The sequence below is a fragment of the Hamadaea sp. NPDC050747 genome (assembly GCF_040654195.1).
Classification (GTDB): domain Bacteria; phylum Actinomycetota; class Actinomycetes; order Mycobacteriales; family Micromonosporaceae; genus Hamadaea.
In genome coordinates this window covers 1-17,785 of record NZ_JBFAHM010000025.1, presented here as the reverse complement: position 1 = coordinate 17,785, position 17,785 = coordinate 1, and the positions used below count along the sequence as shown (strand labels likewise).

At 69.6% G+C, this 17,785-nt stretch carries 9 protein-coding genes; 4 read left to right on the top strand and 5 right to left on the bottom strand.

Annotated elements, in window-relative coordinates; translation table 11 throughout:
- Nucleotides 1-43: 43 nt before the first annotated feature.
- A complete protein-coding gene (locus AB0H43_RS37780; protein ID WP_360008145.1) occupies nt 44-4,918 on the bottom strand; it encodes an NAD-glutamate dehydrogenase in 4,875 nt (1,624 codons plus the stop codon).
- Between the two features lie 201 nt (nt 4,919-5,119).
- Here AB0H43_RS37780 and AB0H43_RS37775 point away from each other — a divergent pair, with 201 nt between their 5' ends.
- The gene (locus tag AB0H43_RS37775; RefSeq protein WP_360008142.1) at nt 5,120-7,051 is read left to right on the top strand and encodes a penicillin-binding transpeptidase domain-containing protein; all 1,932 of its coding nucleotides are present in this window, start codon (nt 5,120-5,122) and stop codon (nt 7,049-7,051) included.
- A gap of 92 nt (nt 7,052-7,143) precedes the next feature.
- On the opposite strand, the gene AB0H43_RS37770 is transcribed toward AB0H43_RS37775, so the two are convergent.
- Nucleotides 7,144-7,890: an alpha/beta fold hydrolase gene (locus AB0H43_RS37770; protein ID WP_360008139.1), complete on the bottom strand. Its 747-nt coding sequence runs from the start codon at nt 7,888-7,890 to the stop codon at nt 7,144-7,146.
- A gap of 207 nt (nt 7,891-8,097) precedes the next feature.
- On the opposite strand from AB0H43_RS37770, the gene AB0H43_RS37765 reads away from it, so the two are divergent.
- A complete protein-coding gene (locus AB0H43_RS37765) occupies nt 8,098-10,071 on the top strand; it encodes a glycosyltransferase family 39 protein (protein WP_360008303.1) in 1,974 nt (657 codons plus the stop codon).
- Between the two features lie 26 nt (nt 10,072-10,097).
- Here the strand turns inward: AB0H43_RS37765 and AB0H43_RS37760 are convergent, their stop codons facing one another.
- The 3 genes from AB0H43_RS37760 to AB0H43_RS37750 all read right to left on the bottom strand — a co-directional run bounded on the left by AB0H43_RS37760 (nt 10,098) and on the right by AB0H43_RS37750 (nt 12,514).
- Nucleotides 10,098-11,333: a cation:proton antiporter gene (locus tag AB0H43_RS37760; protein ID WP_360008136.1), complete on the bottom strand. Its 1,236-nt coding sequence runs from the start codon at nt 11,331-11,333 to the stop codon at nt 10,098-10,100.
- A gap of 49 nt (nt 11,334-11,382) precedes the next feature.
- A complete protein-coding gene (locus AB0H43_RS37755) occupies nt 11,383-11,790 on the bottom strand; it encodes a hypothetical protein (RefSeq protein ID WP_360008134.1) in 408 nt (135 codons plus the stop codon).
- 244 nt (nt 11,791-12,034) lie between these two features.
- Nucleotides 12,035-12,514: a MarR family transcriptional regulator gene (locus tag AB0H43_RS37750; RefSeq protein WP_360008132.1), complete on the bottom strand. Its 480-nt coding sequence runs from the start codon at nt 12,512-12,514 to the stop codon at nt 12,035-12,037.
- Nucleotides 12,515-12,635: 121 nt separating this feature from the next.
- On the opposite strand from AB0H43_RS37750, the gene AB0H43_RS37745 reads away from it, so the two are divergent.
- Together AB0H43_RS37745 and AB0H43_RS37740 are read left to right on the top strand one after the other, a co-directional pair.
- The gene (locus AB0H43_RS37745; RefSeq protein ID WP_360008129.1) at nt 12,636-15,839 is read left to right on the top strand and encodes an efflux RND transporter permease subunit; all 3,204 of its coding nucleotides are present in this window, start codon (nt 12,636-12,638) and stop codon (nt 15,837-15,839) included.
- Between the two features lie 120 nt (nt 15,840-15,959).
- Nucleotides 15,960-17,651, top strand: coding sequence for an ABC transporter substrate-binding protein (locus tag AB0H43_RS37740; RefSeq protein WP_360008127.1), 1,692 nt, complete (start codon nt 15,960-15,962; stop codon nt 17,649-17,651).
- The last annotated feature ends 134 nt before the right edge of the window (nt 17,652-17,785 follow it).

Sequence of the window (17,785 nt, the reverse complement as noted above, 5' to 3'; positions counted from 1 at the left end):
GAGCCCGGCCTGACGCAAAAGCGCCAAGCCGGGCATCACGGAGCTATCGCATGACGAGCGTGCGGATCTGTCGCAGCAGCACCGACAACGCCGCGAGATCGGCCCGCGAGGAGTCGAACTCGCCGATGGCGTTGAACGCCCGCGTGATGGACGCCTCGTTCACCTGCTCCCACTGGTTGACCCGCTCCTCCGGGGTGAGGTCCGCGTCGTCCGGCGACGCGGCCAGCACCTCGGCGGTGAGGGCGGCGAGGGCGGCGTACAGGTCGTAGCGCAGCGCCATCCGGGCCAGCGTCTGCCACCGGTCCTCGCGAGGCAGCATCGAGATCTTCGTGAGCAGGTCGTCCACCCGGAAGCGTTCGGACAGGACGAAGTAGACCCCGGCCACGTCGGCCAGGCTCCGGCCGGTCTGGTTGGCGACCTCGACCACGTCGAGCAGCCCGAAGCTGTGCAGGATCTGGGTGCCCCACTCGGCCAGCTCGACCGGGACCGCCAGCTCCTCCAGCTTCTGCGAGTGCTTGGCCAGCGCGTCTCGTTCCACCCCGAGGAACAGGTGGGTGAGCTGCGGCAGGAGCGCCGCCACGCCGGGCTGGAGCCGCTCGATCTCGGCCGGGACGTCCAGCTGACGACGGGACTGCACGAGCCAGCGCACCGCCCGGTCCAGCAGTCGCCGGGCCTGGAGGTAGATGATCGTCTGCGCGTCGGTGGGGATGCGGTTGTCCTGCTCCTCCACCGCCGCCCACAGCCGGGGCAGGTCGAAGACGTCCCGGACGATCACGTACGCCCGCAGCACGTCCGCGGCGTGCGCGCCGGTCTCCTCCATCGCCCGGAAGACGAAGGAGATGCCACCCCGGTTGACCACCTCGTTGACGATCGCCGTGGTGACGATCTCCCGCTTGAGCGGGTGCTGCGCCATCGCGTCGGTGCAGCGGTCCCGCAGCGGCGTCGGGAAGTAGTCCGACAGCAACTGGTGGGTCCACGTCTCGTCCGGCAGATCGGAGTGGAGGATGTCCTCCTCCATCGCGATCTTCACGTACGCCATGAGCACCGCGAACTCCGGCGTGGCCAGCCCTTGACCGGCCGCGAACCGGGTGGCGAGCTCCTCGTCGGCCGGCAGCCCTTCCAGGGCCCGGTCGAGCCGGCCGGACTGCTCCAACGCCGTGATCAGGCGACGGTGCACGGGCAGCAGCGAGTGGGCCTGCGAACGGGCCGTCCCGAGGGCGGTCGCCTGCAGGTAGTTGTCGCGCAGCACCAGCTCGCCGACCTCGTCGGTCATCTCGGCGAGCAGGGCGTTGCGATCCTCCAGGCTCAGCTCCGGCTGGGCCGACAGCAGGATCTTGATGTTGACCTCGTGGTCGGAGCAGTCGACTCCGGCCGAGTTGTCGATGAAGTCGGTGTAGACGTGCCCGCCGGTCTGGGCGAACTCGATGCGGCCGCGCTGGGTGCAGCCGAGGTTGCCGCCCTCGCCGACGACGGTCACGCGCAGGTGGCCGCCGTTGACGCGGATGGCGTCGTTGGCTTTGTCGCCGACCTCCCCGTGCGACTCGGTGGTCGCCTTGACGTAGGTGCCGATGCCGCCGTTCCAGAACAGTTCCACCGGGGCGAGCAGGATCGCCTTCATCAGTTCGGTCGGGCTCATCGAGGTGACGGTGTCGGCCAGGCCGAGCACCTCCCGGATCTGCGGCGAGACCTCGATCGACTTCGCCGTACGCGGGAACACGCCGCCGCCTTCGGAGATGAGCGAGGCGTCGTAGTCGGCCCAGGACGACCGGGGCAGGTCGAATAGCCGCCTGCGTTCGGCCCACGAGGTGGCCGCGTCCGGGTTCGGGTCGAGGAAGATGTGCCGGTGGTCGAACGCGCCGACCAGGCGGATGTGCTGGGACAGCAGCATTCCGTTGCCGAACACGTCACCGGACATGTCGCCGACGCCGACGACGGTGAAGTCCTCGTTCTGGATGTCCTTGCCCAGATCGCGGAAGTGCCGTTTCACCGACTCCCACGCGCCCCGGGCGGTGATGCCCATCTTCTTGTGGTCGTAGCCGGCCGAGCCGCCGGAGGCGAAGGCGTCGCCGAGCCAGAACCCGTAGCTCAGCGAGATCTCGTTGGCGATGTCCGAGAACGTCGCCGTGCCCTTGTCCGCCGCGACCACGAGGTAGGTGTCGTCGCCGTCGTGGCGTACGACGTCGACCGGGGGCACGACCTTGCCGGCGTCGAGGTTGTCCGTGACGTCCAGCAGGGCCGAGATGAACAACCGGTAGCAGGCCACGCCTTCGGCCATGAACGCGTCCCGGTCGCTCGACGCGGGCGCCTGCTTCAGCACGAAGCCGCCCTTGGCGCCGACCGGCACGATGACGGCGTTCTTCACCATCTGCGCCTTGACCAGGCCGAGGATCTCGGTCCGGAAGTCGTCGCGGCGGTCGGACCAGCGCAGGCCACCGCGGGCGACAGCGCCGAACCGCAGGTGCACGCCCTCGAACCGCGGCGAGTACACGAAGATCTCGTACTTCGGCCGCGGCGCGGGCAGCTCCGGGATCGCGCGCGGGTCCAGCTTGAACGCCACGTACGACTTCGGCCGGCCGTCGGCGCCCTTCTGGAAGAACGACGTCCGCAGGGTCGCCTGGATCAGCGTCAGGTAGTGCCGCAGGATCCGGTCGGAGTCGAGGCTGGTCACCGCGTCCAGCTGCCGGTTGATCGACGCGATCAGCTCCTTGGCCTGCGTCGACCGGTCCTCGTCGGCCAGCTTGAGCTGCGGGTCGCACCGCGTCTCGAACAACGCGACCAGCGCGGCGGCCAGCTGCGGGTACGCGATGAAGGTCTGCTCCATCGACTCCTGCGTGTAGACCGTCCCGGTCTGCCGCAGATACTTCGCGTACGCCCGGAGCACGATGACCTGCCGCCAGGTGAGCCCGGCCCGCAGCACCAGCTCGTTGAACCCGTCGATCTCGGCCTCACCGCGCCAGGCGGCGGCGAAGGCGTTCTCGACGTGCGCCCGCACCTCGGCCATCTCCCGGGAGTTCTCCGGCAGCTGAAGGCCGAAGTCGTAGACGAAGACCCGGCCGTCCTCCCGGTGGAGTTCGTAGGGTCGCTCGTCGGTCACGCGTACGCCGAGTGAGTGCAGCACCGGCAGCACAGCGGACAGGACCATCGGCTCACCGAACCGGAAGATCTTGAACCGGACGTCCCGGTCGTCCTTCCGGCGGCGGAACAGGTGCAGTTCGAGCTGCCCGGATTCCTCCAGCAGCTCCAGCTTGGCGAGGTCCTGCATCGCCTCGTACGCGTTGTAGCCGTCCTTGTACGTCTCCGGCAGCGCGTCGGCGTACCGGCCGAACAGGAACTTGGCCTGTTCGTCGCCGAGTTTGCGGGCGAGCACGAGCTTGAAGTCGTCGTCCCAGGCCCGGGTGGCCTCGGCGAGCTTCTCCGCCAACGCGTCGGCGTCGATGGCCCCGGGCGGGGCGGTCGGGTCGACCCGGACGATGAAGTGCACCCGGGCCAGCGGACCTTCGGTCACCTTGGTCGTGTAGTCGAGCCCGACGCCGTGCAGCTCCTGGAGCAGGATCTCCTGCATGGCCAGCCGGTGCTGGGTGGTGAACCGGTCGCGGGGCAGGTAGACCAGGCACGAGATGAAGCGCCCGTACGCGTCGCGCCGCAGGAAGGCGCGCAACTGCCGCCGCCCGGCCATCCGCAGTACGCCGACCGACGCCTGGTAGAGGTCGTCGGTGCTGATCTGGAAGAGCTCGTCGCGCGGGTAGCTCTCCAGGATCTCCAGCAGATCCTTGCCGGAGTGACTGCGCGGGCTCAGCCCGGACCGGTCGAGCACCTCCGCGACCTTGCGGCGGACCACCGGCAGATCCCGGACGCTGCCCCGGTAGGCGGCCGAGCTGAACAGGCCGAGGAACCGGATCTCGCCGTCGACCTGGCCCTCGGCGTTGAACGTCTTGAACCCGATGTAGTCCAGGTACGCCGACCGGTGGACGGTCGCTCGCGAGTTCGCCTTGGTGATGATGAGCAGCCGCTTCTCCAGCGCCTTGCGGTACGCCTCCGGCGTCATCGAGGCCAGCTCACGCGGGTGCGCCTGGTCGTTGCGCAGGATGCCCAGGCCGGTGCCCGGAACAGCGGTCAGCAGATGCCCCTCGACCAGCTTGTACTCACGGAAGCCGAGGAAGGTGAAGTGATTGTCGGCCAGCCACCGCAGCAGCTCGACCGAGTCGGTGATGTCCTTGTCCGGCACCGGCAGCTCGGCGGTGGCCAGGTCGTCGGCGAGTTCCAGGGCGCGGGCGCGCATCCGGGGCCAGTCCTCGACGGCTTCGCGCACGTCGGTCAGCACCCGGCGCAGCTCCTCGCCGACCTGCTCGTTCTCCGTCTCGTCCCGGATCGGATCGGTCTCGATCCGCATCCAGCTCTCGATCTGGTCCCCGGCGATCGCGTCGTCGGGCTCGACGTCGGCGCAGACCTCCACCAACTCGCCCAGCGCCGCTCGGCGTACCACTAGAAGTGGATGGACCAGCATGTGCACGTCGAGGTTGCGGGCCGACAGGGCCGCGGTGATGGAGTCCACGAGGAAGGGCATGTCGTCCGTGACGATCTCGATGGCCGTGTGATGGCCGTCGGGAGTGAGCGCGATCCGCAGCTTGAGTTCCCCGGCGACGCGGCTGGCCGCCAGCTCGCGGTGCGCGCGCACCGCGGTGAGCATCGCGGTGGGCGTCTGCCCCACCAGCTCCTCGTCCGGGGCGAACCGCCAGTAGCGGCTCACCAGCTGGGCGGTGTCTAGATCCTCGCCGGCCAGCGCGACCGCGGTGGCCACGAGGCGCTCGGCATTGGGCAGATCGTCGTCGAGGTCGGCGGCGTCGTCCGCGCCCTCGTCCATGGACTCGGCGTCAGCGTCCACGCTCTCGCCGCTCAGCAGGCCACCTTCTGGTGACATCACAACCGCTCCCCTCACCCACCACGCTGTGGGCTCGTCCGTCCCTTCCACCCTAGCCGGGGAGCCACCAGGCCCGGCCGCCAGGAGTGCAGTGAATACAACCGTCCGGGCGTCGGGCGGAGCCGGACAACGAGGGCGACACCCGCGTTCCGGGCTCGGGGCGGCTGCGCGAGATGCTGCTCTTCGCGCAGAATGGTCGGCATGTACGCCCCCTCGCGCCGCCTGCTCACCGCCACCCTCGCCGCGCTGCTCGCGGCCACCACGCTCGCCGCCTGCACCAAGGAACCCGAGCCCGGCTCGGCGCTGGACGCGTTCGCCGCGGGCTGGCCGGGCACCGGATGGGACGGCAAGGTCACGTTCGTCGATCCGGACAACAAGCCGGTTCCGAGCACGGACGTCGCCGCGCAGCTCAAGGCGTACGCGGGGACGCTGACCCCGCCGACGGCGAAGTCCGCGGGCAAACCCACGGTGACCAAGGATTCCGCGGCCGGGAAGCTGCACCTCGACTGGACGCTGCCGGACGGCGCCCACTGGGAGTACTCCACGGACGTCAAGCTCACCAAGGGCAAGGTCAACGGCGAGGACGCCTGGAACGTGGTGTGGCAGCCCCAGGTGGTCCACCCCGACCTGCAGCCGGGAGCGTCGCTGGCGACGAAGCAGGTCAAGGCCCAGCGGGGCGGCATCGTCGACGCCAAGGGCGAGACGCTGATGTCGGCACGGCCCGTGGTCGTGGTCGGCGTCGAGCCGCAGAAGATCACCAACCTGCCCGCGTTGACCGCTCTCCTCGACGCCGCGTTCAAGTCGATCAAGGTCGCGGTGGACCTCGGCGACCTGGCCGACCGGGTCAAGGCGGCCAAGCCCGACTCCTTCGTCGAACTCGTGACGCTCCGGCGGGAGGCGTACGACCAGATCCGCAAGGACATCCGGGACCTGGACGGCACCGTGTTCCGCGAGGAGACCCGCGAGCTGGCTCCGACCCGCGTCTTCGGCCGTGCGTTGTTCGGCTCGGTCGGCGAGGTGACGAAGGAGATCATGGACGCCAACCCGGGCAAGTACCAGGTGGGCGACCAGGTCGGGCTGTTCGGCCTGGAGAAGAAGTACGACGAGCGGCTGCGCGGCGCCGACGGCTTCCAGGTCGTCATCACGAGCAAGACGTCCACCGGCACGACCCGGGAACAGCAGGTCTACGACACCGACGCGGTCAACGGGCAGCCGCTGAAGGTGACGCTGGAGACGAAGGCCCAGAACGCGGCCGACGCCGCCCTCGCGACCAAGACCGACCGGCGTACGGCGATCGTCGCGATGCGGATCAGCGACGGGCACGTCGTGGCGGTGGCCAACGGGCCGGACGGCGGCGGGGACAACCTGGCCTTCGTCGCCCAGGTCCCACCGGGCTCCACGTTCAAGGTCGTCACGGCGTACGGGGTGCTCGACAACGGCTCGGTCACCTCGAACACGGTGGTCAACTGCCCCAAGACCTTCACCGTCGACGGGCGGGTCTTCAAGAACGCGCACGACTTCGAACTCGGCGCCGTGCCGTTCCACACCGACGTCGCGAAGTCCTGTAACACGGCGTTCGCTTCGCTGGCCCCCAAGCTCGGCCCGGACGGGCTGGCCGCCGCGGGCACCGCGCTCGGCCTCGGCACCAAGTGGGACATGGGGGTCGACTGCTTCACCGGCGCCGTCTCCTCGGGCGGCTCCGCCGCCGAGCGGGCCGCCGCCGCGTTCGGCCAGGGCACCACGATCGTCTCCCCCCTCGCGATGGTCGGCGCGATCGCGGCCGTCGCCCGAGGCAAGTGGAAGCAGCCGATCGTGCTGCTCGACCCGGCTCCGGCCGCGGTCGCCGAAGACGGCCCGACGCTGAAGACGAGCACGCTGAACCAGCTGCGCCCGGCGCTGCGCGAGGTGGTCACCGCCGGCACCGGAAAGGCGCTCGCGGACGTCCCCGGCGGCCCGGTCAGCGGCAAGACCGGCACCGCCGAGTACGACGCTAACCCGGCGCACACGCACGCCTGGTTCGTCGGCTGGCAGGGTGACATCGCGTTCGCCGTCTTCGTCGAGAACGGCGGCGACTCGACCTCCTCCGCCGTCCCTCTCGCCGAATCCTTCCTCCGCGCCCTCAACAAAGCATGATCGTCGCGTCAGCCATGCTGTTTCAGCGGACATTTCGTCGCGCGAAGCAGCATGGCTGACGCAATGATCACCATCAGACGGCGAGGGCGCCGTCAGACGGTGAGGGAGAGGGCGGCGCCTGGGTCGGCGACGAAGGACAGCACGAACTCGCCCATTCCTCGCGACATGAGCAGTACGCCGTGGTCGCTGGCGGGCAGCAGGATCAGCTTCTTCTGCTTCGAGCCGCACGCGTCGTACAGGGACTGGGCGTCGGTGGCGAAGTTCCCGTCGTTGGTCCCGGCGGCGAAGACGACCGGCATGGCCAGCTTCGGCACGGCCGAGGCGGCGTCGGCTCCGGAGAAGGTCGCCGGGCCGGACAGGCTGACGACGCCGTCGACCGGTGGCTGGATCGTCGCGGCGGCGGCCAACGCGGTCGTCCCGCCCATCGAGGCGCCGACGAGGATGACCTTCCGCACGCCCGACGATCGCAGGTACGCGACCGCCGCGACGGCGTCGTCGACGCGGGTCTGGTTCCGGATGTCGATCGCGAAGCCGCGCCACCCCTTGGCGGCGTACGCGTCGGCGTAGCCGAGCCATTGGCACAGTCCGCCGCCGGACTGGTGCAGCAGGACGACGGCGGTGTCGCCCGTGCCGGTCAGATAGCCGGCGCCCAGTTCGCCGTCGGTGCCGGGGTAGGTGACCAGCCGGGAGCGGTTCTGCTCGGAGACGCAGACCGCGTTGGCCGACTGCAGCCGCATCTCCCGGGCCGCCGCGCTGGGGTCCGGTGCCGTCGGCGTACCGGTCTTCCCACAACCCGCCAGCGTCAGGACGAGCGACAGGATCAGCATCGATTTACGCATGCCGACAGGACGCGCGGGACCCGACGGCACGTTCGCGGCAGTAAGGTTTCTTTTCCATAAATCCCAGAGGTTCACAGGCGCCACACAGGGCGGTCCGACGAGTCGCCCATGCGATCAGCTCAGCCTGGGGGCATGACCATCGCAGAAGACCGCGTCCAGGACACGCCAGCAACCACCCTGGAACCCGCGACGGCCGAGAAGCCGGCCATGAGGCCGAGCCGCCGGAGATGGGAGCGGCCCGCGCTGCTGGCTCTCCTGATCGCGACCGGCGTTCTCTACGTCTGGGGGCTAGGCAAGTCCGGTTGGGCCAACGCGTACTACTCGGCCGCGGTCCAAGCGGGTTCGCAGAGCTGGAAGGCGATGTTCTTCGGCTCGTTCGACTCGGCGAACTTCATCACCGTCGACAAGACTCCGGCGTCGCTCTGGGTCATGTCGATCTCGGCGCGGATCTTCGGGGTCAACTCGTGGAGCATCCTCGTTCCGCAGGCGCTCGAAGGCGTCGCCGCGGTCGGCCTGCTCTACGCCGCCGTACGCCGCTGGTTCGGTCCGGCGGCGGGACTCCTCGCGGGCGGCGTCATGGCGCTGACCCCGGTCGCGGTGTTGATGTTCCGGTTCAACAACCCCGACGCGCTGCTGGTGCTGCTGCTCGTCGCGGGGGCGTACGCCGTCACCCGGGCGGTGGAGCAGGGCAAGACGAAGTGGCTGTTGCTGGCCGGCGGGCTTGTCGGCTTCGCCTTCCTCGCCAAGATGCTGCAGGCGCTGCTGGTCGTCCCGGCGTTCGGCCTGGTCTACCTGATCGCGGCGCCGGTCGGCTTCTGGAAGCGGGTGTGGCAGCTACTGGCCGCGCTCGGCGCGATGATCGCCGGGGCCGGCTGGTGGATCGCGATCGTGTCGCTCTGGCCCGCCTCGTCGCGCCCGTACATCGGCGGATCGCAGTCCAACAGCATCCTGGAGCTGACCCTCGGCTACAACGGCTTCGGCCGCCTGACCGGTGAGGAGGTCGGCAGCGTCGGCGGCGGTGGCGGCAACGGCGGCATGTGGGGCTCGACCGGGCTCACCCGCCTGTTCGACGGTGAGATCGGCGGCCAGGTCGCCTGGCTGCTGCCCGCCGCGCTGATCTTCCTGATCGGCGGGCTGGCACTGAGCGCTCGCGCCGCGCGTACCTCCCGGATGCGAGCCGGGCTGATCCTCTGGGGCGGCTGGCTGCTCGTCACCGCCGGGACGTTCAGCTTCATGGCCGGCATCTTCCACGCGTACTACACGGTGGCGCTGGCGCCCGCGATCGGCGCGCTGATCGGCATCGGCGCTGTCTCGCTCTGGCAGCACCGAGCCCACATCGTGGCGCGCTCGATGCTCGCGGTCGCGCTCGCGGTCACCGCCGTCTGGTCGAGCGTGCTCCTCGGTCGCAGCGCCGACTTCGTGCCCTGGCTGCGTACCACTGTGGTGGTGGCGGGACTGCTCGCGGCGGCTGCGCTCCTCGCGTTGCCCTGGTTGCGCTGGCGCCGGGTGGCCACGGTGGTCGCGGCCGCGGGCATCGCGGCCGGCCTGGCGGGACCCGCGGCCTACGCGCTGGACACGGCCGCGACCGCGCACACCGGCTCGATTCCCACGGCCGGCCCGTCGGTGCAAGGCTCCGGGTTCGGCGGCGGCCGGATGGGCGGTGGCGGTCCGCGGGGCGGCTTCGGCAACGGGGGCATGCAGGCTCCGCCGAACATGGGTACGCAGAACGGCGCGACCCAGCCCGGCAACGGCCAGAACGGGTTCCCGGGGACCGGCACGCGCTCCGACGGCGGTGGCCGGATGGGCGGGGGCGGCGCGGGCGGCCTGCTCACCGCGTCGACGCCGAACAGTGCGCTGGTCAAGCTGCTGCAGACCGACGCGGACCAGTACACCTGGGCCGGGGCGGCGGTCGGCTCGCAGAATGCGGCGGGCTACCAGCTGGGCAGTGGCGAGCCGGTGATGAGCCTGGGCGGCTTCAACGGCAGCGACCCGTCGATCTCGCTGGCGGACTTCCAGCAGCTCGTCGAGCAGAAGAAGGTCCACTACCTCCTCGGCGGCAGCGGGTTCGGCGGCATGTCGAACGGCGGCAGCACCTCCGCGCAGCAGATCGCGAGCTGGGTGGCGCAGAACTTCACGGCTCAGACGGTCGGCGGCGTCACCGTGTACGACCTGACCCAGTAGCTCTCCAGCTGAGCGCTTCCGCCGGGCTACAGAGCCTCCGGCTCGGCGGGCAGGGTGACCGGCGTGTCCCGCGTGGACGCGCCGGTTTCTTGCGTACCGCTGCGCTGCAGGCGCATCGCGACCTGCGGGAAGATCAGGATCGACAACGCTCCCGCCGCCACCAGGGACGCGTCGAGTGGAGTCGTCAGTACGCCGTCCGCCGTCCCGATCGTGGTGATGACGACGATCAACGGCAACGCCGATGCGCCGAACAGCGCCAGCGCCACCCGTTCGCGTACGCCGGGCAGGTCCCGCCGGTGCAGCAGCAGGATCGGCCCACCCCGGACGACCACCAGCGCGACCACGAAGAGCAGCGTCGCCAGCAGCCCCTCGACGGAGGAGAGCGCGCCGAGGTTCAGGTTGATGCCGCTGACGACGAAGAAGATCGGGATGAGGAACCCGAAGCCGATCGCGTCCAGCTTCGACTCCACCTGATGCGTCAGATGCTCGGAGGCGGAGCGCATCGCGAGGCGGACCACGATGCCGGCCGCGAACGAGCCGAGCAGGGTGTCCAACTCGAACCGGTAGGCCAACCAGACCATCGTCACCAGGACCAGCAGGGCCAGCCGGATCGCCAGCTGGGCCGAGGTGTGCAGGGTCCGGATCACCAGCCGCGCCATCCGTGGCGACGGCGGTCGCCGGGCCAGATGGGCGGCGACGATCGCGATGACGGCGAACACCGCGAGCAGGATCATCGAGTGCACCGGGTTGTCGGTCGTCAGCACGACCGAGATCGCGACGATCGGCGCGAACTCCCCGATCGCGCCGATCGCCATGACCCGGTTGCCCAGCGGCGTACCGAGCATTCCCCGATCGCGCAGGATCGGCAGCAAGGTGCCGAGCGCGGTGGTGGTCAGGGCGAGCCCGATCACGATGGTCTTCACCGTGAATCCGGTACGCAGCGCGACGAGCCCGAGCCCTAGTGCGAGCGAGCAGAGCCAGCCGACGACCGCCAACGTCAGCGGCCGTCCCCGGAGCCGGCCGAAGTCGATCTCGTACCCGGCCATGAACATGAGCACGGCCAGGCCGAGGCTGGACAGGGCGCTGATGATGTCGTCGACCTGCGCCCACCGCAACACGTACGGTCCGACCAGAACCCCGAGGATCAGCTCCAGGACGATGGTCGGGATCACGATCCACCGCGACAGCCGGTCCGCCACGATCGGCGACGCCACCGCCGCGACCGTGATCAACAGCAGCGTGAACAGCGTTGACGAGGTCACGGGATCATGCTCACACCCCGACCTTCGTCACTGCCGGGATTCCGGAGTCTCACACGCCGGTGGAGATTCCGTTGGTGGTGTCCGTGACCGTGATGTTCGTCCAGGTGAGCGTCATCGGCGGCGAGCACGGTGGCGAGATGGTGGCGAAGATCGTCAGCGAGAAGTTCGCCTTGCCGTTCTGGACCGGGAACGTTCCGTCGGCGGAGAAGCTCCCCTTGTTCTCCGCGCTCGGATGGTTGCCCCCCTTGTTGACGCACAACGCGGTCGCGCTGACCACGATGTGGACCTGGGACTCGTTGCCCAAGCCGGCCTCCTTGCCGCTGACCGTGAGCGAACTTCCCGAACTCGAAGCCGACACGGTGACGAAGTGCGGGCTGCCGGCCGACGCGGGTGGAGCCGCGAGGACGACGGCTGCCGCGATCGCCCCGAGTATGACGATGAACCGGCGCATGATCATGCCTCCAGAATGTCGTCGAATCGCATGTGGATTGCCGCCCGAAAATGGGCGTGAATAGTCTGCGGAAGCACTCGCACGGGTGCGTCCCGCTGCCGCCTCGACGAGATCCGTCGGTGAGAACCAGCAGGTCAGCGGCGTTGCGTAAGCCCACTCAGAGTCGCGGGCATATGGCACAGAATATGCCACCAAGGAATACGGCCGGGACCTCCGTTCGGCCGATTCTTCGATCTATTCCCGCGCCGGATCAGTCGGCGGAGGCCGCTTCGGCGCCGGACTCCTCGGCGTCGGCTTCCGCCGCGAGGGCTCGGCCCAGGATGTCCATCGCGTCGGCCACCACGTCCAGCTCGTCGACGCTCAGGCGGGCGAGCAGCCGACGGGAGTGCTCCTCGCCGACGGTCATGATCCCCTCGACGACCTCGGTGCCGTGCGGGGTCAGCTCGACGAGGCGTACGCGCCGGTCCTGGGGATCCTCGCGGCGGCTGACGTAACGCCCCGCGACGAGACGGTCGACAATGCCCGTCATGGTGGCCGGGCTGACCCCCATCTTCTGGGCCAGCTCATGCCCACCTTGGCCGCCGTGCAGCCGCAGGGCGAAGAGGATCTTGAGCTGCGACATCGTCAGGTTGACGGCGAAGAACGGATTGGATCGATCTCGCGCCATCGCCAGCTGGAACCGCCGCTGACCGGCCATGATCCGCGCGATCGCCGCGTCTTTGCTGGTCACCGCTACTCCTGTGCTGGTCGGCCCCCGCGCACCAGCAGCGTAACAGGAACCCGGTGAAACGCTAAATATTAGGGTCAGGCAAACTATCCGGGTCGGGCCCACCGGACCCCCGGAGTTGACAATGTCCTTCTTCTCGAGGCTCAGCCTCGCCAACCGCGGGCTCACCGCGCTGGTCGCGGTGATCGTCACCGCGTTCGGCCTCATGGTGATTCCCCAGCTGAAGCAACAGCTCTTCCCCTCCCTCGACTTTCCGGCCGCCTTCGTCTCGGCGGCCTACCCCGGCGCCGCCCCCGAGGTGGTCGCCGGCCAGGTGACCGAGCCGATCGAGAACGCCCTGCAGGGGACGCCGGGCCTCAAGCGGGTCACCTCCACCTCCTCCGAGGGCGTCTCGACGGTGCAGATCGAGTTCGAGTTCGGCACCGACCTCGACGACGCGACGACCAAGATGCAGTCGTCGCTGAACCGCCTCTCGGCCACCCTGCCCGACGGCGTAGACCCCCAGGTCTTCGCCTTCAGCACGGACAACTTCCCGGTGGTCCTGCTCAGCGCGAGCAACGGGGGCGACGAACGCCAGCTCGCCGAGAAGATCACCAAGGACGTCCTGCCCGCCATCCAGGGCATCGACGGCGTACGCGAGGCGCAGCTGACCGGTGAGCGCCAGGCGCAGCTGGTCATCGCGCCGAACCCGGCGAAGCTGGCCGGGGCGGGCCTGACCGTCGCCGACCTGATGAGCGTGCTGAAGGTCAACGGCATCGCGATGCCGGCCGGCACCCTGCCCGCCGGCGACAAGACGCTGACCGTCTCGGTCGGTACGCCGCTGACCAAGATCGACGACCTCAAGAACCTGTACCTGCGGCCGAGTTCGGCCGCCCCGGGCACCGTCGTCGTCCCGGTCAAGCTGGGCGACGTCGCGACCATCACCGAGCAGCTCGCCCCGGCCACGTCCATCACCCGGACGAACGGCAAGGAGAGCCTCGGCATCATGGTGTTCGCCGCGCCGGACGGCAACGCCGTGGGGATCTCGCACGAGATCTCCGACATGCTGCCCGACCTGAAGACGAAGCTGGGCGGGGACGCTCAGTTGACCGCCGTCTTCGACCAGGCCCCGTACGTGGAGAAGTCGATCGAAGGGCTGACCACCGAAGGCGCGCTCGGCCTGGTCATGGCGATCATCGTGATCCTGGTCTTCCTGCTGTCGATCCGGTCGACGATCGTCACGGCGGTGTCGATCCCGCTGTCGGTGATCATCGCGTTGATCGCGCTCAAGGTGGGCGACTACTCGCTCAACATCCTGACGCTGGGCGCGTTGACCATCGCGATCGGCCGCGTCGTCGACGACTCGATCGTGGTCCTCGAGAACATCAAGCGGCACCTGGCGTACGGGGAGGACAAGCAGCACGCGGTCCTCGGCGCGGTCAAGGAGGTCGCGGGCGCGGTGACGGCGTCGACCCTGACGACGGTCGCCGTGTTCTCGCCGATCGCCCTGGTCGGCGGACTGGTCGGGCAGCTGTTCTCCAGCTTCGCCATCACCGTCACGGTGGCCCTGCTCGCCTCGCTGGCGGTGTCGCTGACGATCATCCCGGTGCTGGCGTACTGGTTCCTCAAGCCGGCCAACGGTTCGGCGGACGGCGAGGCCATCCGGGAGGCGGCCGAGGCGAAGGAACGCCGGAGCTTCCTGCAGCGGGCGTACGTGCCGATCATCCGGTTCGCGACCAGGCGTCGCTGGCTCACGGTGACCGCCGCGATCCTCGTCTTCTTCCTCACCATGGGGATGGCGAGCCTGCTGAAGACGAACTTCCTCGACCAGTCCGGCGAGACGACCCTGACGGTCTCGCAGGAGATGCCGAAGGGCACCAGCCTGGCGGTGACCGACGCGGCCGCGAAGAAGATCGAGTCCGTCGTGGCGAACACCGAGGGCGTCGAGACCTACCAGGTCACGGTCGGCTCCGGAGGCACCTTCGGCTTCGGCGCCGGGGGCAGTAACACCTCGACGGTCAGCATCACGCTGAAGAAGGACGCCAAGGCGTACGACGTGCAGGCGAAGCTGCGCGACGAGCTGGCCAAGCTGACCGACGTCGGCGAGGTCAAGGTCGACGCCGGCAACGGCGGGGGCGGCTTCTCGGCGAGCACGCTGCAGATCATCGTGCAGGCCGACGATGACGCGGCCTTGAAGACCGCCAGCGACCAGGTACGGCAGGCGATGTCCGAGGTGCCGGACGTCACCGACGTCGCCAGCGACCTGTCGACGAGCGCGCCGCGGGTCCAGGTGACGGTGGACCGCCAGAAGGCGGCCGCGGTCGGGCTGACCGAGGCCCAGGTGGCGCAGGCGGTCGGCGCGGTCTTCCGGGGCGCTCCGCTCGGCCAGTACACCCTGGACGGACGGCAGCAGCAGGTCGTGCTGACCTTCGGGGCGGCCTCGCCGACCTCGCTGGACCAGCTCAAGAAGCTGCCGATCGCGGGACCGCTGACTCTGGACCAGGTCGCCGAGGTGGCCACCGTGGACGGCCCGACCCAGATCACGCGGATCGACGGCGACCGCAGCGTCACCGTCAGCGGCACCGCCACGGGCAGCAACCTGGGCAAGACGACGCAGGATCTGAACACCAAGCTCAAGGCGCTGCAGCTGCCCGCCGGTGCGACCTACACCGTGGGCGGCGCCAGCGCCGACCAGGCGGACGCCTTCGGCAACCTCGGCCTGGCGCTGCTCGCCGCGATCGCGATCGTCTTCCTGATCATGGCCGCGACCTTCAAGAGCCTGGTGCAGCCGCTGATCCTGCTGGTCTCGGTGCCGTTCGCGGCCACCGGGGCGATCCTGGCCCTGCTCGTGACGGACACCGCGCTCGGCGTACCGGCGTTGATCGGCATGCTGATGCTGATCGGCATCGTGGTGACCAACGCGATCGTGCTGCTGGACCTCGTCAACCAATACCGGGCCCAAGGCGCCGGCGTGGTCGACGCGGTGGTCGAGGGCGGCCGGCGACGGCTGCGCCCGATCCTGATGACGGCGGTCGCGACGATCTTCGCGCTACTGCCGATGGCACTCGGCATCACCGGCGAGGGCGGCTTCATCTCGCAGCCGCTGGCCGTCGTCGTGATCGGTGGATTGATCAGCTCGACCGTGCTCACGCTGATCCTCGTACCGACGCTCTACACCATGGTGGAGGGCCGCAAGGAGCGGAAGGCCGCCAAGCGGGCCCGCAAGGCCGGTCTCGCGGCGGAGACGCCGACCGAGCCCGAGCCCACGCCCGGTCCGAACCTCCTGGAGACGCCGGCGCAGAAGAACGGATTCAGCGATCTGCCCTCCGAGGACTGGGCTCGTCCCTGACGAAGTCCGGCCGACAGCACCACTGACGGCCCCCGCGCAGCCGCGCGGGGGCCGTTCGCTCGTTTCACTCCTGGCTTAAGCGACGCGGAGGTACGCGCCCGGTCGCCCTACGGTCCGCGCATGAGACGCATACTTGTCCTCGCGCTGGTAGCGAGCGGGCTGATCGCCGGCCCAGGGTCACCCGCGTCGGCGGCGACCGCCGAGGTCGTCATCGACTTCGCCGGGACCGCCCCCACTCCGGCTCCGGCGGTTCCCGGCGCGCGTACCGGTGGGCAGGTGACCTGGCTGCAGGACGCTCCCCCGGCCCACCTCGACCCGCAACAGATCTACGACGTCGTCGAGCTGTCCACCCAGCTCTTCCACCGCACGCTGACCGGCTATCGGGAGGATCCGGCCGGCGGGCCGACCCGGCTGGTCGGCGACCTCGCGACCAACGCCGGAGAATCGAGCGACGGCGGCCGCGTCTGGACCTATCACCTCCGGCCCGGCAGCACGTTCGAGGACGGCAGCCCGATCACCTCACGCGACATCGCGTACGGGATCGCGCGGTCGTTCAGTGAGCAGGGTGCGTACGGGCCGCACTACCTGCAGCCCGCGCTGGATCCGTCCGGCGCCTACCCCGGCCCGTACGCGGGATCGCCGGTCCCGCCGGGGATCAGCCTGCCCGACGATCAGACGCTTGTCTTCACCTTCGCCCAGCCGCATCCGGAGCTGCCCTATCTGGTGGCGTTCCCCACGACCACCCCGGTGCCGCAGGCCCGCGATACGCAGGCCGACTACGACCGGACCTTCCTGGCCACCGGCCCGTACCGGCGGATCGCCGAGGTACCGGGGGTCTCGCTGACCCTGGGTCGCAATCCGGCCTGGAATCCGGCCTCCGACCCGCTGCGCCACCAGTACGCCGACACCATCCACATCGAATGGACGGTGGACCGGGCGACGCAGACCCAGCGCCTCATGACGGCGACGGGGACGGACGCGGCGGCGGTGATGACCGCGAACGTCGCCGCCGATCAGATCTCTGCCGTGCAAGGCGACCCCACCCTGACCGCCCGTACGCTCGCCGGCCCGACCGGGCTCGCGAAGTACATCAGCATCAACACCCGGCGGATCACCGACGTCTCCGTACGCAAGGCGCTGAACTGGGCGTTCGACCGAGGAGCCCTGATCCAGGCGCAAGGTGGCACAGCCGTCGGCGCGCCGCTGACCACCGTCCTCTCGCCGACCATGCCGGGGTGGCTCGACTACGACGCGTACCCGAGTGCCGGGCACGGTGACGTCACTCAGGCCAAGCAACTGCTCCGCGGGCGGAAGCCGACGCTCACCTACTGCTACCCGGATACGCCCGACGACGCCACGGGGGCGGCCGTCGTGCGTACGGGGTTGCAGCGGGCCGGCTTCCGGATCACTCCGACGCCGCTGAACGCGGGTGACTACTGGGGCATCATCGGCGCGACCGACTCGACGTGCGACCTGATGTACAGCGCCTGGGTCGCCGACTTCCCCGACGGCAACGCGACCTTGGGAACGTTGCTGCACGGAAGCAGCCTCGCCGCCGGGTGGAGCGTGAACTTCGCGAAGTTCGACGAACCGTGCGTCAACCGTCGGCTCGACGACCTGTCCGCGATGACCGACCGGACGGCCGCCGCGCCGCTCTACGGCCAGCTCGATCACGACGTCATGTCCCGGTACGCCCCCCTCATCCCGACCGTGTCCGCCAGCGCCTTCCTGCTGCACGGGCCGGGGCTGGGCGGCGTGTTCCTCAGCCCGACCAGCGGACGCCCCAACCTCACCGGCGCCTACGTCCGCTGACCCGTCAGGAGCGGATCAGGTTTGTGCGTGCTTCCCGCGCGCGTGCGCAGATTCGACCTCGAACACACTTCCGGCTACTCAAGCAGACCCTGGGCTGGACCCGGCCGAAGATCCGCACACCCCAGGCCGCCGAC